The sequence below is a fragment of the Streptomyces sp. NPDC041814 genome (assembly GCF_055590565.1).
The window spans coordinates 152,228-168,765 of the sequence record NZ_JBVJAM010000011.1 but is presented as its reverse complement, the minus strand read 5'-3'; the positions used below and the strand labels follow the sequence as shown (position 1 = coordinate 168,765).

Genomic DNA, 16,538 nt, shown 5'->3' with positions numbered 1-16,538 from the left:
CAACGACCGGCCTGAATCGTCTGTTTGAGTAAGTTGTCAGTGTCTATGAGGTGTTGAGGCAAGTGAGTCCAATGTCCTTTTACTGACCTCTCGTTCGGAGGCCGCGGCAATGAAGGCGGCGACGCCACCCGGACCAACCAGGCCTTCAACCGCAGTGATTGTCGATGCCGGGAGACTCACCGGCCTCTCGTTCCTCGCGGCGCTCACCACCTCTGGAGGCGGATCGACGGCGAGGTGGTCCTCCAGGTGCCTGGTCGCGAACATACGCATGGCGCGGGCCAGTTCCACGTCCACCGTCTGCTGGGCGAGTGGTCTCAGCCGCCGCACCATCGACGCCGCGACGTCCGCGTCCTCGTCGGTCGGGGGGCGATGGCCCAGATAGCGGGCGAAGACGTGCTCGGCCGTGAACTCCAGGAAGCGGCAGGCTATCTGCTCGACATGACCGCGAAGTTCCCGCAGTTGTCCGGCGATCGCGGACAGCGGCACGCCCGCCGCGTGCAACTCGACCGCCACCGAAAGCTCCTGAGGGCTCGGCACTCCGAAGTCCTCCTCGCTGTCAGGCAGTCGTTCGAGGACGCCGAGCTCGATCGCCTCGTCGATGGCTTGGTCGTCGGCCTCTCCCCCGAATTGCGCCGCCAGTTGGGCGCGGCTGATGCGCCCGGCCCGCTCGTCCGTCCACGGCCCGTGCACCTCGGCGACGAGCCCCAGTACTCCGCCCAGCCCGCGCCCAGTGTCCCAGGCGTCCAGCAACTCCTTGATGCTCGCAAGGGTGTAGCCACGGTCCAGCATGTCGGCGATCTGCCGCAGGCGGCTGAGGTGGCCGGGCCCGTACACATTGGCCCGGCCACGCCGCTCCGGGGCGGGCAGCAGTCCGCGGTCCTGATAGCCGCGAATCGTACGGACCGTGGCGCCACTCGCGTGTGCGAGGTCCTCGATCCGGTACTCGGGCGCCGACGGGCCGCTGCCCGAAGCCGATTCGTCCTCGAAGGCCCCGAACCCGGCCGGGCTCACAGCGGGGGCTTCAGCCGGGCGATGCCCCGCAGCACACCCGGGCCGACGCGGGACAGGAGGCGTACGGCGTGGGACTCCGGCGTCACCGGAACAACCGCCTGATTGCGCACGACCGCACGGAGGACCGCCTGCGCGACCTTCTCCGGAGGGTAGTTGCGCGCGCCGTAGAGCTTGCCGGCGCGCGCCCGCAGTCGCTGCTCCTCGGCCTCGTCCGCCCCGACGAACCGCGCCGTGGCGGTGATTCCGGTGTTGACGATCCCGGGGCAGATCGCGCTGACCCCGATCGACTTCTCGGCCAGCTCGGCGCGCAGACACTCACTGAGCATCAGCACGGCGGCCTTCGACGTGCTGTACGCGGGGAGGGCGCGGGACGGCTGAAAGGCCGCCGCGGAAGCGGTGTTGACGATGTGACCGCCCTGGCCGCGCTCCGCCATCTGGCGCCCGAAGAACCGGCAGCCGTGGATGACCCCCCACAAGTTCACGTCGAGGACGTTCCGCCAGTCCTCGGACGTCGTCTCCAGGAACGGGCCCGAAAGCCCGATGCCCGCGTTGTTGACCAGCACGTCGACCACGCCGTACTCGTCGGCCACCCGGTCGGCAAGCTTCTCCATGGCCTGCTCGTCGCTCACGTCCACCGCCGCGGCCCAGGCTTCCGGTGCCCCGGCCAGACGGGCCGACTCCGCGGTCCGCTCGGCCCCTTCGGCGTCCCGGTCGACTGCCACCACCCGGGCACCCGCCTCCGCGAAGGCCAGTGCGGTGGCGCGTCCTATGCCGCCCGCCGCCCCCGTCACCAGCACGAGACGACCGCCGAACCACTCCGCGTAGGGCCCACTCGCCCGTGCCTCCACCTGGGTTCCGGTCGTCCGGGCCGACTCGACCGCCGTCACGAACTCCCCGACCCACGAGGCCAGCTGGTCCGGGCGGGTGCGCGGCACCCAGTGCTTGGCCGGAAGCGAGCGACGGGTCAACTGCGGGACCCAGGAGTCGAGGTCGTCGTAGAGCTGCTCCGAGAGGAACACGTCACCGGTCGGCGTGATGAGCTGCACCGGCACGTGCGCGTAGGCGTCGGGACGCGGCCTGCGCAGCCGGGAACGGACGTTGTCCCGGTAGAGCCAGGCACCGTGCGCCGCGTCACTGGGCAGCGAGGACGTCGGGTAGTCGCCCGGGGGCACCTTCTCCAGCCGCTCCAGGATGGCCGGCCACCGCTTGCCGAGCGGCCCGCGCCAGGCCAGTTCGGGCAGGACCGGGGTGTGCAGCATGTACACGTACCAGGACTTGGCGCCCTGTCCGAGGAGCTGGCCGACCCGGCGCGGGGTGGGCCGGTTCATCCGGCGCTTGATCCAGTGCCCGAAGTGGTCCAGGGACGGGCCGGACATCGAGGTGAAGGACGCGATCCGGCCCTCCGTGCGGCTGACCGTGGCGAACTCCCAGGACTGGACCGAACCCCAGTCGTGCCCCACCACATGCACAGGCCGGTCCGGGCTCACCGCGTCGGCCACGGCCAGGAAGTCGTCGGTCAGCTTCTCCAGCGTGAAACCGCCGCGCAGGGGCTTGGGCGCCGTCGAGCCGCCATGGCCGCGCACGTCGTACAGCACGACGTGCCACTCGTCGGCCAGTCGGGCGGCGACCTGGGTCCAGACCTCCTTGCTGTCCGGGTAGCCGTGCACCAGGACGATCGTCGGCCGGTCCGGGTCCCCCAGCTCGACGACGCACAGCTCGATGCGGCCCGTGGCCACGCGGCGCTCGCGCGCGCCCGGCAGATCATGCAGGCGCGGGCCGGCGTCCCCACCGGACCGCTCCGTGCTCACAGGCCGTTCGCTCTTCCCTCGTGACGCCATGCCACCGTCCGTTCGGTGCTGTGTGCGGTACGTGCTCGTAACGTGACACTGATGAATGTGACAATGACCGGTGGCTGCGTCAAGGGGTGGGCGTGCTCTGTGGATAACTCTCTGTGCGGTCCATGACGGCTTTCGGTCGGAGCTGCAGTGGTACTCAGTGCGGTCCCCTTACGGGTCCCCTACAACTCGAGGCTGACGCCGATCCAGCCGTCAGGTCTGACGACCGCTGTGGTCCGCGCCACTAACGTCGTATCCGTGAATGTCATCGCTGCCGAAGGTCTGAGTAAACGGTTCCCCCGGGTGACCGCGCTTGACCGGCTCACCCTGGACATCGGCCCGGGTGTGACCGGGCTGGTGGGCGCCAACGGGGCCGGCAAGTCCACGCTGATCAAGATCCTGCTGGGGCTGTCCCCCGCGACCGAGGGCAGGGCCGCCGTGCTCGGGCTCGACGTCTCGACCAGCGGTCCCGCCATCCGCGAGCGGGTCGGCTACATGCCGGAGCACGACTGCCTGCCGCCCGACGTCTCGGCCACCGAGTTCGTCGTCCACATGGCGCGCATGTCCGGTCTGCCGCCGACCGCCGCCCGTGAACGCACGGCGGACACCCTGCGCCATGTCGGCCTGTACGAGGAGCGCTACCGCCCCATCGGCGGCTACTCGACGGGCATGAAGCAGCGGGTGAAGCTGGCCCAGGCGCTGGTGCACGACCCCCAGCTGGTCCTGCTCGACGAGCCGACGAATGGGCTCGACCCGGTGGGGCGCGACGAGATGCTCGGCCTGATCCGCCGCATCCACAGTGACTTCGGCATCTCGGTCCTGGTCACCTCGCACCTGCTCGGCGAGCTGGAACGCACCTGCGACCACGTCGTCGTCATCGACGGCGGCAAGCTGCTGCGCTCCAGCTCCACGAGCGACTTCACTCGGACCACGACGACCCTCGCGGTCGAGGTCACCGACAGCGACACGCACCCGGACGGAACGGGCGCCCTGCGCCGTTCCCTCATCGAGGCGGGCGTCGGACTCGTCGGTCTCGACGGACTGGACACCCAGGGGCTGCCCGGCGCCGGCCACATCCTGCTGGTCGAGGCGACCGGCGAGGAGACGTACGACCTCGTGCGCGACAGCGTCGCGGGGCTCGGGCTCGGCCTCGTACGCATGGAACAGCGCCGTCACCACATCGCCGAGGTGTTCCGCAGCGACGAGGCGGCGCCCGCGGCCGTGCCGGCCGGAGCCGTACTGCAGAAGGGAAGCGGACGCGATGAGCACTGAGACCGGCGCCGCGACCGGGAGCGAGACCTCCCGGATCCACAACATCGGCTACCGCGCCTACGACGGCCCGCGGCTCGGGCGCGCCTACGCCCGCCGCTCGCTCTACTCGCAGACCCTGCGCGGCTCCTTCGGGCTCGGCCGGTCGGCCAAGTCCAAGGTGCTGCCCATGCTGCTGTTCGGCGTGATGTGCCTGGTGGCCGCGATCATCGTGGCCGTCGCCATCGCCACCCCGGGGACGACGAAACTGCCCATCAAGTACACGTCGTTCGCGATCTACCTGCAGCCCGTCATCAGCCTGTTCATCGCCGCGCAGGCGCCGCAGGCGGTCTCCAGGGACCTGCGGTTCAAGACCGTGCCGCTGTACTTCTCGCGGCCGATCGAGCACGGCGACTACGTCATCGCCAAGTTCGCCGCCATGGCCTCGGCGGTCTTCGTGCTCACCGGGGCGCCGGTCGTGATCCTCTACATCGGCGCGCTGCTGGGGAAGTTCGACTTCGGCGACCAGACGGAGTGGTTCGCCCAGGGGATGGTTTCCGTGCTGCTGCTTTCCGTGCTGTTCGCCGGACTCGGCCTGGTGATGGCCGCGCTGACCCCGCGCCGGGGCTTCGGTGTGGCGGCCGTCATCGCACTGTTGATGATCACGTACGGAGCGGTCTCGACCGTCCAGGGCATCGCCTGGTCCACGGGTTCGGACGGCGCGGTGCCGTGGCTGGGGCTGTTCTCCCCGCTCACGCTGGTCGACGGGGTGCAGACCGCGTTCCTCGGCGCGACTTCGGCCTTCCCCGGCGGGAACGGTCCGGGCGCCGGTACCGGCGTCGTCTACCTGCTCGTTGTCCTCGCGCTCGTCGCCGGCTCGTACGCCGTACTGATGCGCCGCTACCGGAAGGTCGGGCTGTGACCACGATCGAGATCGACCACACCTCCCGCTGGTTCGGCAACGTGGTCGCCGTCAACGACGTCAGCATGACCGTGGGCCCCGGTGTCACCGGTCTGCTGGGGCCCAATGGAGCCGGCAAGTCGACGCTGATCAACATGATGGCCGGATTCCTCGCTCCGTCCACGGGCACGGTCACACTGGACGGGAAGGCGATCTGGCGCAACGAGGCCGTGTACCGGGAGATCGGTATCGTCCCGGAACGCGAGGCGATGTACGACTTCCTGACCGGCCGCGAGTTCGTGGTGGCCAACGCCGAACTGCACGGACTGGGCGCCGCCGAGGCGGCCGCCGCCCTGGCCACGGTCGAGATGGAGTACGCGCAGGACCGCAAGATCGCGACGTACAGCAAGGGCATGCGCCAGCGGGTGAAGATGGCGTCCGCGCTGGTCCACAACCCGTCCGTGCTGCTGCTGGATGAGCCGTTCAACGGGATGGACCCGCGCCAGCGGATGCAGCTGATGGATCTGCTGCGGAGGATGGGCGCGGAGGGCCGGACGGTCCTCTTCTCCTCGCACATCCTCGAAGAGGTCGAACAGCTCGCCTCGCACATCGAGGTCGTCGTCGCCGGCCGGCACGCGGCGTCCGGTGACTTCCGCCGCATCCGCCGGCTGATGACGGACCGCCCGCACCGCTATCTCGTACGGTCGAGCGACGACCGGGCCCTGGCTGCCGCGCTCATCGCTGATCCCTCGACTGCGGGGATCGAAGTTGACCTGAGCGAGAACGCTTTGCGTATCCAGGCGATTGATTTTGCCCGCTTCACCGTGCTGTTGCCCAAGGTCGCACGCGAGCAGGGGATTCGTCTGCTGACCGTTTCACCGTCCGATGAGTCCCTCGAATCGGTCTTTTCCTATCTCGTAGCGGCCTGAGGCCGACAAGGAGCTGTGACGTCATGTACGACCCCACAGTCGCCCGGCTCACCTACCGGGCGCTGCTCGGCCGGCGCCGGGCCGCCATCCTCTTCGTGCTGCCCGCACTGCTGATCGTCATCGCGGTGGCGGTACGGATGTTCGCGGGGGCCGACGACCAGGTGGCCTCGGACGTCCTGGGCGGGTTCGCCATCGCCACCATGGTGCCGCTGATCGGCGTGATCGCCGGAACGGGCGCCATCGGGCCGGAGATCGATGACGGCTCGATCGTCTATCTGCTGTCCAAGCCGGTGAGCCGGCCGACGATCATCTTCACCAAGCTGATCGTCGCGATCGCGGTGACCATGGTCTTCTCGGCGGTGCCGACGCTGATCGCGGGCCTGATCCTCAATGGCAACGGCCAGCAGATCGCGGTGGCGTACACCATCGCCGCCCTGGTCGCCTCGATCGCCTACAGCGCGCTGTTCCTGCTGCTGGGCACCGTCAGCCGGCACGCGGTCGTGCTCGGTCTCGTCTACGCGCTGGTGTGGGAGGCCCTGTTCGGCAGCCTGGTGCCGGGCGCGCGCACGCTCAGTGTGCAGCAGTGGTCCCTCGCACTCGCGGAGAAGACCGGCGGCAACGGTGTGATCACCTCGGACGTCGGTCTGCCGCTCGCCACGGTCCTGCTGGCCGTGGTCACCGTCGCGGCGACCTGGTACGCGGGACAGAAGCTGCGCACGCTGAAGCTGGCCGGCGAGGAGTGAGCGGACTGCCTTCCGACATGTGAAAACCCCGGCCGACGGCCGGGGTTTTCACATGTCGGACAGTCTTACGCGTAACTGTACGTTTATCGGTGCGTTGTTCACGATGCGTGGAGGCAACTGGAATCCGTGGCGTCGTAGCGTTCGTGAAAGTGCAGATGGCCGATGCGGCGGGGGAGAGCCCTCGTCGGTCGGTTCCTTGAGTGAGTGGCAACCGTGAGCGTCCTCCGCCCCTGAAGCCCGGGGAGAGGGCTGTCCATTTGCGCGAAGCTCTCACGAACGGACGGCAGCTCATGCCAACGGAAGTCGCTCTACTCGAATCGCGCACGCTGCGCGTCGAACAGATGGGGCGCGTCGACGCCCTGGACAAGGTGAAGTGCCTTGTCATGCTCCCGGACGGAATTCACGTTCGCACGGAGGATGTGGCTCGTTACTTCGAAGTATCCACAAGGGCGGTCAGGAGGCTGACCGATCGGCATCAGGGCGAGCTCTCCGAGAACGGCATGCGCGTACTGCGCGGCTCTGACCTGCGGGACTTCCATAGCGACATGGTGTCGCTATGGGGTGGTCGCGAGGGGGAAAGTTATCCACAGGCGGCCACCCAGCTCCGCCTCTACACCCGTCGGACCGTCCTCAACGTCGCCATGCTTCTTCGCGACAGCGACGTCGCCCGGTGTGTGCGTACGTATCTGCTCGACGCCGAGCAGGACCTGCGTGCGGGGTACGCATCGCTCGAACACCGCGTCACCCGGGTCGAAAGCCACCTGGCCGGTGTGGGCATCGCGCTCCAGGAGCTGGGCCCGGTCCTCAGCAGGATGTCGCACCGGCTGGACAGCCTCGACCGGAGGCTGGAGGCGACCCACCAGGTCGTCGGCGCCATGAGCGCGAGGCTCAGCGGGGTCTCCGAGGACGTGGTCCGTCTCGACGACCGCATGGACGCCCTGGCACGCAATCTGAAGGAGCTGAACCGCCGCAACAAACGCTGATCCGGAACTGCGGCAGGCGCAGAACGCGACAGGCGTAGAAAAGGCTCAGGGGCCGAGGCGGTGCCCCGGCCCCTGAGCCCCGCGAGGAGGGCGACCGCCTACGACTCCCGCAGCAGCCGCTCCAGCACCACCGCGATTCCGTCGTCGTCGTTCGACGTGGTCGTCTCCTGAGCGACGGCCTTCAGATCGGCGTGGGCGTTGGCCATGGCCACGCCGTGCCGGGCCCAGGCGAACATGGGGATGTCGTTGGGCATGTCGCCGAAGGCGATCGTGTCCGCGGCCTTCACGCCCAGTCGGCGCGCGGCGAGAGAGAGGCCGGTGGCCTTGCTCAGTCCCAGCGGCAGGATCTCCACGACCCCCGGCCCCGCCATGACCACGTCGACCAGATTGCCGACCGCCGCCCGCGCGGCCTTGGCCAGTGCGTCGTCGTCCAGATCCGGGTGCTGTATGTACACCTTGTTCAGCGGAGCGGCCCACATCTCGGCCGGGTCCTGGACGAAGACGGCCGGTCGCGGTCCCTCCTGGACGCGGTAGCCCGGCCCGACCAGCACCTCGCCGTCGAGTCCGTCGCGGCTCGCGGCCAGCGCCAGCGGACCTACCTCGGCCTCGACCTTGGAAAGGGCGAGCCCGGCGAGCTGCCGGTCCAGGGTGAGCGACGTGAGCAGCCTGCGCTCACCCGCGTGGTAGACCTGAGCGCCCTGCGCACAGACGGCCAGTCCCTCGTAGCCGAGGTCGTCCAGGATGTGCCGGGTCCACGGGACGGCGCGGCCGGTGACGACGATGTGTGCCGCGCCGGCACCGGCGGCAGCCTTCAGCGCCTCGCGCGTCCGCGCGGAGACGGTTTCGTCGTCGCGCAGAAGGGTGCCGTCGAGATCGGTCGCGACGAGCTTGTACGGGAAGGTCACTTGGCGACCGGCTCCAGAATCTCGCGCCCGCCCAGGTAGGGGCGGAGCACCTCGGGTACCCGCACCGAACCGTCGGCCAGCTGGTGGTTCTCCAGGATCGCCACGATGGTGCGCGGGACGGCGCAGAGCGTGCCGTTCAGCGTGGCCAGGGGGCGCATGGACTTCTTGCCGTCGCGGTTGTCACGCATCCGGACCGAGAGCCTGCGCGCCTGGAACTCGCCGCAGTTGGACGCCGAGGTGAGCTCGCGGTACTTGCCCTGGGTCGGGATCCACGCTTCGCAGTCGTACTTCCTGGTGGCCGAGGCCCCCAGGTCGCCGCTGGCGACGTCGATGACCTGGAAGGGCAGTTCGAGGCCGGTGAGCCACTGCTTCTCCCAGTCCAGGAGGCGCAGGTGCTCGGCCTCCGCGTCCGCCGGGTCGACGTACGAGAACATCTCGACCTTGGTGAACTGGTGCACCCGGAAGATGCCGCGGGTGTCCTTGCCGTACGTCCCCGCCTCGCGGCGGTAGCAGGAGGAGTAGCCGGCGTAGCGCAGCGGCAGCTTCTCCGCGTCGATGATCTCGTCCATGTGGTACGCGGCGAGCGGTACCTCGGAGGTGCCGACCAGGTACTGGTCGTCCTTGTCCAGGTGGTAGACGTCCTCCGCTGCCTGGCCGAGGAAGCCGGTCCCCTCCATGGCGCGGGGGCGGACCAGGGTCGGAGTCAGCATCGGGGTGAAGCCGGCCTCGGTGGCCTGGGCGATCGCCGCGTTGACGAGGGCGAGTTCCAGGAGCGCGCCGATGCCCGTCAGGTAGTAGAAGCGCGAGCCGGAGACCTTGGCGCCGCGCTCCATGTCGATCGCGCCCAGGGCCTCGCCGAGCTCCAAGTGGTCCTTGGGCTCGAATCCCTCCGCCCCGAAGTCGCGGATCGTCCCGTGCGTCTCCAGGACGACGAAGTCCTCCTCGCCGCCGACCGGCACGTCCGGGTGGACGATGTTGCCGAGCCGCAGCAGCAGGTTCCTGGTCTCCGCGTCGGCCTCGTCCTGGGCGGCGTCGGCCGCCTTGACGTCGGCCTTGAGCTGCTCGGCGCGCTTCAGGAGTTCGGTGCGCTCCTCGGGAGAAGCCTTGGGGATGAGTTTGCCGAGCGATTTCTGCTCGGAACGGAGTTCGTCGAAAGCGACCCCGGACGACCTGCGCCGTTCGTCGGCGGAGAGCAGGGCGTCCACGAGTGCGACGTCCTCTCCCCGGTTGCGCTGGGAGGCGCGAACACGGTCGGGGTCCTCACGAATCAGGCGAAGGTCAATCACTGCTCCAGGCTACCGGTGTCGGCTTCGCCCACTTGAACCGATAGGAACAGCGTGGCGCTTTGCCCGAATTGCCGGTATTCGGCATTGTGAGGCGAGTGGGCCACGAGGCTTGCCCGGTGGGGTAGTTGGGCGATGCTTTTCCACAGGAGTGACCACCCCGTCAAAGTTATCCACAGGCTGTGGGGGAATCCTGTGGACGCGGAAGAGATCATTCCGAGGGGTTGGTGAAAACGTATGGATTCAAGGTTCAAACCCGTTTCACGCGCTCGTTCGGGTGGGAATTGCTAGCCCTAAAGAGTTGATCAGCGGAATTGGGCTGACACGGGGTGAACGGGCGCCCTGTGGATGGGTGTGAGTGGGCTGTGTCGGTTTGTCGACCATGTCGGATTGTGGTGTCGACTTGTCCCCAGGTGTGATCCCTCACCTGTGGATAACTTTTCCCGAGGTGGACAATCCTCTGATCCCACCGGTCCTGTGGACACAAAGCGGCCCTGGGCCGGGGGCCCAGGGCTGGGTCAGGCTCGCCCGTCCTGGTTGCGTGCCAGCCAGTCGGACGCCTCGGTGAACTCCACGTCGGAGGTGCCCGCGCGCAGCGGACGTACATCCTCCGGCGCCACACCGGCCCGCGGGTAGGAGCCGAGGAAGCGCACACTCGGGCAGATGCGCTTGAGCCCCATCAGGGCCTCGCCGACCCGGCGGTCGGAGATATGGCCCTCCGCGTCCACCGCGAAACAGTAGTTGCCGATGCCCGCCCCGGTCGGCCGCGACTGGATCAGCATCAGGTTCACCCCGCGCACCGCGAACTCCTGGAGCAGTTCGAGCAGGGCACCGGGGCGGTCGTCGCCCAGCCAGATCACCACGGAGGTCTTGTCCGCTCCGGTCGGCGCGGACGGCCGGGCCGGACGGCCCACCAGCACGAAGCGGGTCTGCGCGTTCTCCGCGTCGTGGATCTCGGTCACCAGCGGTTCGAGTCCGTACCGCTCCGCCGCGAACTCCCCCGCGAAGGCGGCGTCGTAGCGGCCCTCCTGCACGAGCCGCGCGCCGTCCGCGTTGGATGCCGCCGACTCCCATACCGCCTGCGGGAGATGAGCGGCCATCCAGTTGCGCACCTGCGGCTGCGCGGCCGGGTGAGCGGTGACCGTCTTGATGTCCGACAGCTTGGTGCCGGGCCGCACGAGCAGCGCGAAGGTGATCGAGAGCAGCACCTCGCGGTAGATCATCAGCGGCTCACCGCTGGTGAGTTGGTCGAGGGTGGTGGTGATGCCGCCCTCGACGGAGTTCTCGATCGGTACGAGTGCCGCGGCGGCCGTTCCGTTGCGCACCGCGTCCAGAGCCGCCGGTACGGAGACCATCGGGACGAGTTCGCGGGTGGCGGCTTCCGGGAGCGTACGGAGGGCGACCTCGGTGAAGGTGCCTTCGGGGCCGAGATAGGCGTAGCGCGTGGCGGACATACCGTCACCCTAATGCGCGGTGGCGGCGCGGGAGCCCCGGGCGGGTCGGCCCCCCGCCGCTCAGGACTCCAGAAGCCGCTGCCCCACGTACTCACCGGCCGCCGCCCCGCCCGGCACCGCGAACAGCCCGCTCGCCTCGTGGCGGAGGAAGGGGGAGAGCGCGTCCCCCCGGTCCAGCTTGCGCTGCACCGGGACGAAGCCGCGCAGCGGATCGGCCTGCCAGCAGATGAACAGCAGCCCGGCGTCCGGGGTGCCGTCCGGGGCGATCCCGTCGTGGAACGAGAACGGGCGGCGCAGCATCGCCGCACCGCTGTTGCGCTCGGGCGACGAGATCCGGGCGTGCGCGTTGTCCGGGATCAGCAGCTTGCCGTCCGGGCCCACCTTGTCGAGGTCCATCGCTGTGGTCTCGGTGCCACCGCTGAGGGGGGCGCCGTCCGCCTTGCGCCGGCCGATGACCCGTTCCTGGCGCTCCACCGGAAGCTTCTCCCAGTCGTCCAGGAGCATCCGGATCCGCCGGACCACCGCGTAGGAGCCGCCCGTGAGCCACTCGTACGCCGGGTCCTGGCCGCCGGGGACGAACACGCGCTCGGCGAAGTCGTCGTCCGTGGGCTTCGGGTTGCCCGTGCCGTCGATCTGGCCCATCAGGTTGCGGGCCGTCATCGGCTTGGCGGTTGCGCCGGGCGTCCGGTTGAAGCCGTTCATCTGCCAGCGCACGGTGGCCGTCGAGGCGGCCTCCTTCTGGACGGCCCGCAGCGCGTGGAAGGCGACGAGCGCGTCGTCGGCGCCGATCTGGACCCACAGGTCTCCGTTGGACCGGCCGCGGTCGAGGTGGTCGGAGGAGAACGGCGGCAGCGGGTCGAGTCCCGGCGGGCGGTGCGCGGTGAGGCCCGTGCGTTCGAAGAAGGTGGCGCCGAAACCGAAGGTGACGGTGAGCGAGGACGGGCCCGCGTCCAGCGCGACACCGGTGTCGTGTCCGGGGCCGTCCGCCGCGTCCGTGGTGGGTTCGCCGGCCATCAGCCGCTGAGCCACCGCGGACCACCGGCGCATCAGGGCGGCGGCCTGCTTGCGCCCGGCCCCGGGAGCGAGGTCGAAGGCGATCAGATGGCCGGACGCCTGAAGCGGAGTGGTGATCCCCGGTTGATGTTTCCCGTGAAACATCACCTCGGTGGAGCCGACCGTGGTCAGCGCGGCCGGTGCCTCGTCGCGGGTCGCCGCATAGCCGGTGGCGCCGCCGGCCGCTCCGAGGACCAGGCCGGTCGCCCCGGCGGCGCCTGCGGTGCCCAGCAGCCGCCGCCGGGAGAGGGCCTGGGTGTTGCTGGTGTCGCTGCTCGTGCTTTTTCCGCTCACGGTCCTGCTCAGCCGATCTTCACGTTCTTGTTGACCGTCGTCTGGTCGATGTCGGAGGTCCGTACCGTCACCGCGACCTTCCAGTCGCCCGCGATCGGGAGCTGGAGGCCGGTGGCGGTCCAGTGGCCCTCGGTCAGCCGCACCGGGGCGACCGGCAGGGGGCCGATGTCCTTGGACTCCAGGGTGAAGGCGATCTTCACCTCGGGAACGTCCATGGGCTTCTTGGCGGGGTCCTCGATCCACAGGTGGATCACGTTGGCGCCGGTGCGCCCCGGGTCGATGTCCATCCGTACCGTGCCCTTGCCGTTCGTGCCGCCCGTGTCGAAGGGCAGCGCGAGATTGACGGGACCGCTGTCCACGGGGCCGGCCGCCGCCGACGTGGAGCGTGCCGCCTCTTCCTGGGTACGGCCCGGCTCGGTCGACGTGAGGACGGTGGTCACCGCCAGCAGGGCCACGGCGACGCCCACCTCGGCCAGTACGGAGCGGCGCAGCCCCGACCGGCCGGGGTCGGCGTCGCGTATCCGCTTCTTCTCGGCGGTGGCCACGGCGGCCCGCTGCCGGGCGAGCTGGGCGGCCCGGGCGGGGTCCTCGGCGGTCTCCGGTTCGGCCTCGGGATCCTCCTCGGTTCCGGGCGTGGCCGCGGCCGGGGCATCGCCGCCCTCCGCGAGCTTCCCCGTCCACCGGCGCGACATCGAGGCGACCCCCACCAGGACGGCGACGAGCCCCACCTTGACCAGCAGCAGTTGTCCGTAACCCGTACCGGTCAGCGCCGACCACGTGCCGACCTGGCGCCACGACTGGTAGACCCCCGTCGCGACGAGGACGACCACGCTGACGAAGGCGATCGTGGAGAAGCGGCGTACGGCCGCCGAGGTCAGGTCGGGCGTGCGGTACAGCGCGGTCAGCAGCGCCACGAGCCCGCCCAGCCAGGCGGCGACGGCCAGTAGGTGGAGCACGTCCACGGGCATGGCGATACCGGGCTGGATACCGGTCGACGCGTGCTCGGCGAGCGCCCAGGTGCCGGCGATGCCGGCGGCGATGACGGCGCCGCCGATGGCGAGGCCGAAGGTGAGGTCCCTCTTCTCGCGCGGGTCCTCGCGCTTGGCATACGCGCCGAAGAGCACCGCGACGAACAGGGCGCTGGCGCCGAGCAGCAGGAGCCGGGAGACCAGGGCGGCACCGGGCTTGGTGTTGAGGACCGCCTTGAGACCGTCGAGGTCGAAGACGTCCCCCAGCTTCCCGGAGCCGGTGTACGAGCTGCGCAGAAGCAGCATCGCGATCGTTGCGGCGGTGAGCGTCATCCAGCCGCGTACGACCAGACGTTGCAGCGGGCGTGCCCCCGCCCCGCGCTGCCAGCAGGCCAGAACGAAGGCGGCACCGCCCGCGAGCACGATGAACCCGGCGTACGCGGCGTAGCGCGCGATGTCGTAGAGCGTGCCGACGAGTCCGCCCCCGGCCTCGCTGTCGGGGAGGGCGACGGTGGTCTCGGAGGGTGCACCGATGGAGAAGGTGAAGGCGCCGGAGACGGGGTGGCTGTCGGCGGAGACCGCCTGCCAGGCCACGGTGTAGGTGCCGTCGGTGAGGCCGCCGCGCAGGGCGACGCCGTACTTCACGGTGGACCCGCTGTGCAGGTCGCGCGGGGCGGCCTTCGTGTCGGCCCGCTCGCCCGAGGGGTCGAGGACGCGGATGGAGTCCGCGCCGAGGGCGACCTGTTCGGAGAAGGTGAGGGTGACCTGCGTGGGGGCGGTGGCAACCACCGCCCCGTCCTGGGGATCGCTGCCGGTCAGCGCGGCATGGGCCGACGCGGGGGCCGCGACGGCCAGCAGCAGACCGAGCACCGCGCCGAGCAGCGCGGTGAGCAGTCCGGCCGCGGCGAGCGGCCGGCGGAGGGCGGGCGGCGGCCCGAAGGGCGGGGCGGTGGCTGTCATGGCGTGTCAGTCCCTCACTGCTTCTTCGGGTTGTGGGTGGTCTCCTTCACGGGAAGGTCGACCTCGATCGCGCCGGCCTTCTCGAAGTGCAGTTCCACGGACACCTTCTGGCCCTGCTTGGGCTGCTTCTTGAGCTTCATGAACATGATGTGGCTGCCACCGCGTTCGAGGTCCAGCTCACCGCCCGCGGGCACATCGAAGGACGTCACCTTCCGCATGACCTGGTTCTTCGTCTCGTGGATCGTGACGTCGTCCGAGAGCGGGCTGGTGACCGAGGTGAGGCGGTCGTCGCCGGTGCCGTTGTTCCGCACGACGAGGAAGCCGGCCGCCATGTCGTTGACGGGCTGCGGCATGAACGCGCCGGTGACCTGCAGCTCCGGCTTGTCCGAGGAGGTCGAGCACCCCGCCAGCGTCAGGCCCGCGGTCACGGCCAGGACGGCGGCGAGGGTGGGGCGGTGGTTCACGGGTTCTCCCCCTTGATGATCTTGGGGAGGTCCTTGGTGTAGTCCTCGGGCGTGGTGTCCTCGCTGTACAGGAGGTAGCCCTTGTCGGTCTTCGGCGAGAAGGCGATGACCTGCGAGCCGTGCATCGACACGACCGTGCCGTCCTTCTCCTTCTTCGGCGCGGAGATGCCGATGCCGATCTGCCGGGCACCCGCCTGGATAGCCGCGAAGTCGCCGGTGAGACCGATGAAGGAGGGGTCCTGTGCCTTGAGCCAGCTGCCGAGGGAGGCCGGGGTGTCGCGTTCCGGGTCGGTGGTGACGAAGACGACCCGGAGGTTGTCCTGCTCCGCCTCGGGCAGGGCCTTCTTGGCGATGGCGATGTTGCTCATGATGAGCGGGCAGACATCCGGGCAGTTGGTGTAGCCGAAGTAGATGAGCGTCGGCTTGCCCTTGGTCTCCTTGCGCAGGTCGTACTTCTTGCCGTGCGTGTCGGTCAGGACGAGGTCCGGCTTCGTGAACGGCTGGTCGAGCACCGTCGCCGCCTGTGTCTTCGTCTGCATCGACACATCGGCGACGGGCTTCTTGCTGTCGTTGTCGCTGCCGCCGCAGGCGGACAGGGTGAGCGCGGCCGCGACGACGAGCGCCGCGACCGGAACGATCTTCTTAACCATGGAGCACTGTTCCTGAGGGGTCGGTGGAGCGGGTGGGGGCCAGGAAGAGCCTGGCCCCCGTGGGGCCTGTCAGGTCGTACGACGGCGCCCGGCCAGGACACCGAAGGCCACGCCGGCGACGCCGATGACGATGCCGACGATGCCGAGCACCCGGGCGGTGCTGTCCTCGGCGTCGGAGGACGAGGCGGCGGTGGTGGTCTCGCCGCCCTTCTCGGAGGAGCCGGCGGAGTCCGGGGACTTCGAGGGGTCCGCGCCGGCCGCTCCGTGCGCGTCATCGGCCGCAGCCGTCAGCTTGAGGACGGGCGCGGGGGACTCGGGCTCCTCGGCGCCTTCCTTGGGCTCCTCGATCCAGCGGACGACCTCCTTGTTGGAGTACGTCTGGATCGCCTTGAACACCAGCTGGTCCGCGTCCTCGGGGAGCTGGCCGACGGAGAGCGGGAACTGCTGGAAGCGGCCGGGCTCGATCTTGCCGCCGGTCCAGGTGACCTTGGAGACGGCTTCGTTGATCGTCTTGCCGTGCATCTGCAGCGGCTTGGCCAGCTTGCTCGTCGTCACCTCGATGTCCCAGCCGGGCACGGGCTGCGGCATGACGGACGCCAGCGGGTGGTCGGTCGGGAAGTTCACTTCGAGCTTGGTCGTCGAGGCGTTGTCACGCTCGTTGGGGACCTTGAAGTTGATGACGGCGTAGCCGCCCTTGGCGGCCTCGCCCTGCGGCTGGACGCTGACGTGGGCGGAGGCCGTACCGGCGAGCAGCAGCACGGTGGACGCGGCGACGCCGCCGGCGAGGGCGATGCGGGAAACGTTCATGGCAGGGATCACTCCACAGGGCACGAAGGGAAGGTGCTCCGGCGCACGGA

General features: G+C 69.6%; 15 protein-coding genes. 5 read left to right on the top strand and 10 right to left on the bottom strand.

All coding sequences use genetic code 11. The features are described 5' to 3' along the window. Nucleotides 1-36: 36 nt before the first annotated feature. Together ACZ6C6_RS26535 and ACZ6C6_RS26530 are read right to left on the bottom strand one after the other, a co-directional pair. Nucleotides 37-1,011: a MerR family transcriptional regulator gene (locus ACZ6C6_RS26535; RefSeq protein ID WP_469205957.1), complete on the bottom strand. Its 975-nt coding sequence runs from the start codon at nt 1,009-1,011 to the stop codon at nt 37-39. Next, a complete protein-coding gene (locus ACZ6C6_RS26530) occupies nt 1,008-2,849 on the bottom strand; it encodes an SDR family oxidoreductase (protein WP_469205955.1) in 1,842 nt (613 codons plus the stop codon). The genes ACZ6C6_RS26535 and ACZ6C6_RS26530 overlap by 4 nt, the downstream gene beginning before the upstream one ends. A gap of 300 nt (nt 2,850-3,149) precedes the next feature. Between ACZ6C6_RS26530 and ACZ6C6_RS26525 the strand changes: the two genes are divergently transcribed. The 5 genes from ACZ6C6_RS26525 (at nt 3,150) to ACZ6C6_RS26505 (ending at nt 7,650) form a co-directional block, all read left to right on the top strand. Beyond that, on the top strand, nt 3,150-4,118 hold the full coding sequence (locus ACZ6C6_RS26525) for an ABC transporter ATP-binding protein (protein ID WP_469205954.1): 969 nt from the start codon (nt 3,150-3,152) through the stop codon (nt 4,116-4,118). Then, nucleotides 4,108-5,016, top strand: coding sequence for an ABC transporter permease (locus ACZ6C6_RS26520; RefSeq protein WP_469205952.1), 909 nt, complete (start codon nt 4,108-4,110; stop codon nt 5,014-5,016). The genes ACZ6C6_RS26525 and ACZ6C6_RS26520 overlap by 11 nt, the downstream gene beginning before the upstream one ends. After that, the gene (locus tag ACZ6C6_RS26515; RefSeq protein ID WP_365676906.1) at nt 5,013-5,924 is read left to right on the top strand and encodes an ABC transporter ATP-binding protein; all 912 of its coding nucleotides are present in this window, start codon (nt 5,013-5,015) and stop codon (nt 5,922-5,924) included. Before ACZ6C6_RS26520 ends, ACZ6C6_RS26515 begins: the two co-directional genes overlap by 4 nt. A gap of 23 nt (nt 5,925-5,947) precedes the next feature. After that, complete coding sequence (locus tag ACZ6C6_RS26510; RefSeq protein ID WP_469205949.1) at nt 5,948-6,667, top strand: ABC transporter permease; 720 nt, start codon at nt 5,948-5,950, stop codon at nt 6,665-6,667. Nucleotides 6,668-6,957: 290 nt separating this feature from the next. Then, entirely contained in the window at nt 6,958-7,650 is a 693-nt protein-coding gene (locus ACZ6C6_RS26505; RefSeq protein ID WP_469205947.1) for a hypothetical protein, read from the top strand. A 98-nt stretch (nt 7,651-7,748) separates the two neighbouring features. Here the strand turns inward: ACZ6C6_RS26505 and ACZ6C6_RS26500 are convergent, their stop codons facing one another. From ACZ6C6_RS26500 to ACZ6C6_RS26465, 8 genes are all read right to left on the bottom strand, one after another. Further along, nucleotides 7,749-8,555 (bottom strand): HAD family hydrolase, encoded by an 807-nt coding sequence (locus ACZ6C6_RS26500; protein ID WP_073863828.1) that lies wholly within the window; start codon nt 8,553-8,555, stop codon nt 7,749-7,751. After that, nucleotides 8,552-9,841, bottom strand: a complete 1,290-nt coding sequence (serS, locus tag ACZ6C6_RS26495; RefSeq protein ID WP_469205945.1) for a serine--tRNA ligase — start codon at nt 9,839-9,841, stop codon at nt 8,552-8,554. Before serS ends, ACZ6C6_RS26500 begins: the two co-directional genes overlap by 4 nt. Before the next feature lie 515 nt (nt 9,842-10,356). Next, the gene (gene pheA / locus ACZ6C6_RS26490; RefSeq protein ID WP_469205943.1) at nt 10,357-11,292 is read right to left on the bottom strand and encodes a prephenate dehydratase; all 936 of its coding nucleotides are present in this window, start codon (nt 11,290-11,292) and stop codon (nt 10,357-10,359) included. Nucleotides 11,293-11,352: 60 nt separating this feature from the next. Further along, the gene (gene efeB, locus ACZ6C6_RS26485) at nt 11,353-12,639 is read right to left on the bottom strand and encodes an iron uptake transporter deferrochelatase/peroxidase subunit (protein WP_469205941.1); all 1,287 of its coding nucleotides are present in this window, start codon (nt 12,637-12,639) and stop codon (nt 11,353-11,355) included. 8 nt (nt 12,640-12,647) lie between these two features. Then, nucleotides 12,648-14,567: a copper resistance CopC/CopD family protein gene (locus ACZ6C6_RS26480; RefSeq protein WP_469205939.1), complete on the bottom strand. Its 1,920-nt coding sequence runs from the start codon at nt 14,565-14,567 to the stop codon at nt 12,648-12,650. Between the two features lie 14 nt (nt 14,568-14,581). Further along, nucleotides 14,582-15,031, bottom strand: a complete 450-nt coding sequence (locus tag ACZ6C6_RS26475) for a copper chaperone PCu(A)C (protein ID WP_469205937.1) — start codon at nt 15,029-15,031, stop codon at nt 14,582-14,584. Then, nucleotides 15,028-15,681: an SCO family protein gene (locus ACZ6C6_RS26470; protein WP_469205935.1), complete on the bottom strand. Its 654-nt coding sequence runs from the start codon at nt 15,679-15,681 to the stop codon at nt 15,028-15,030. Before ACZ6C6_RS26470 ends, ACZ6C6_RS26475 begins: the two co-directional genes overlap by 4 nt. 69 nt (nt 15,682-15,750) lie before the next feature. After that, nucleotides 15,751-16,488 carry a YcnI family copper-binding membrane protein gene (locus ACZ6C6_RS26465; protein WP_469205933.1) on the bottom strand — a complete coding sequence of 246 codons (738 nt, stop codon included), beginning with the start codon at nt 16,486-16,488 and terminating at the stop codon, nt 15,751-15,753. Nucleotides 16,489-16,538 lie beyond the last annotated feature (50 nt).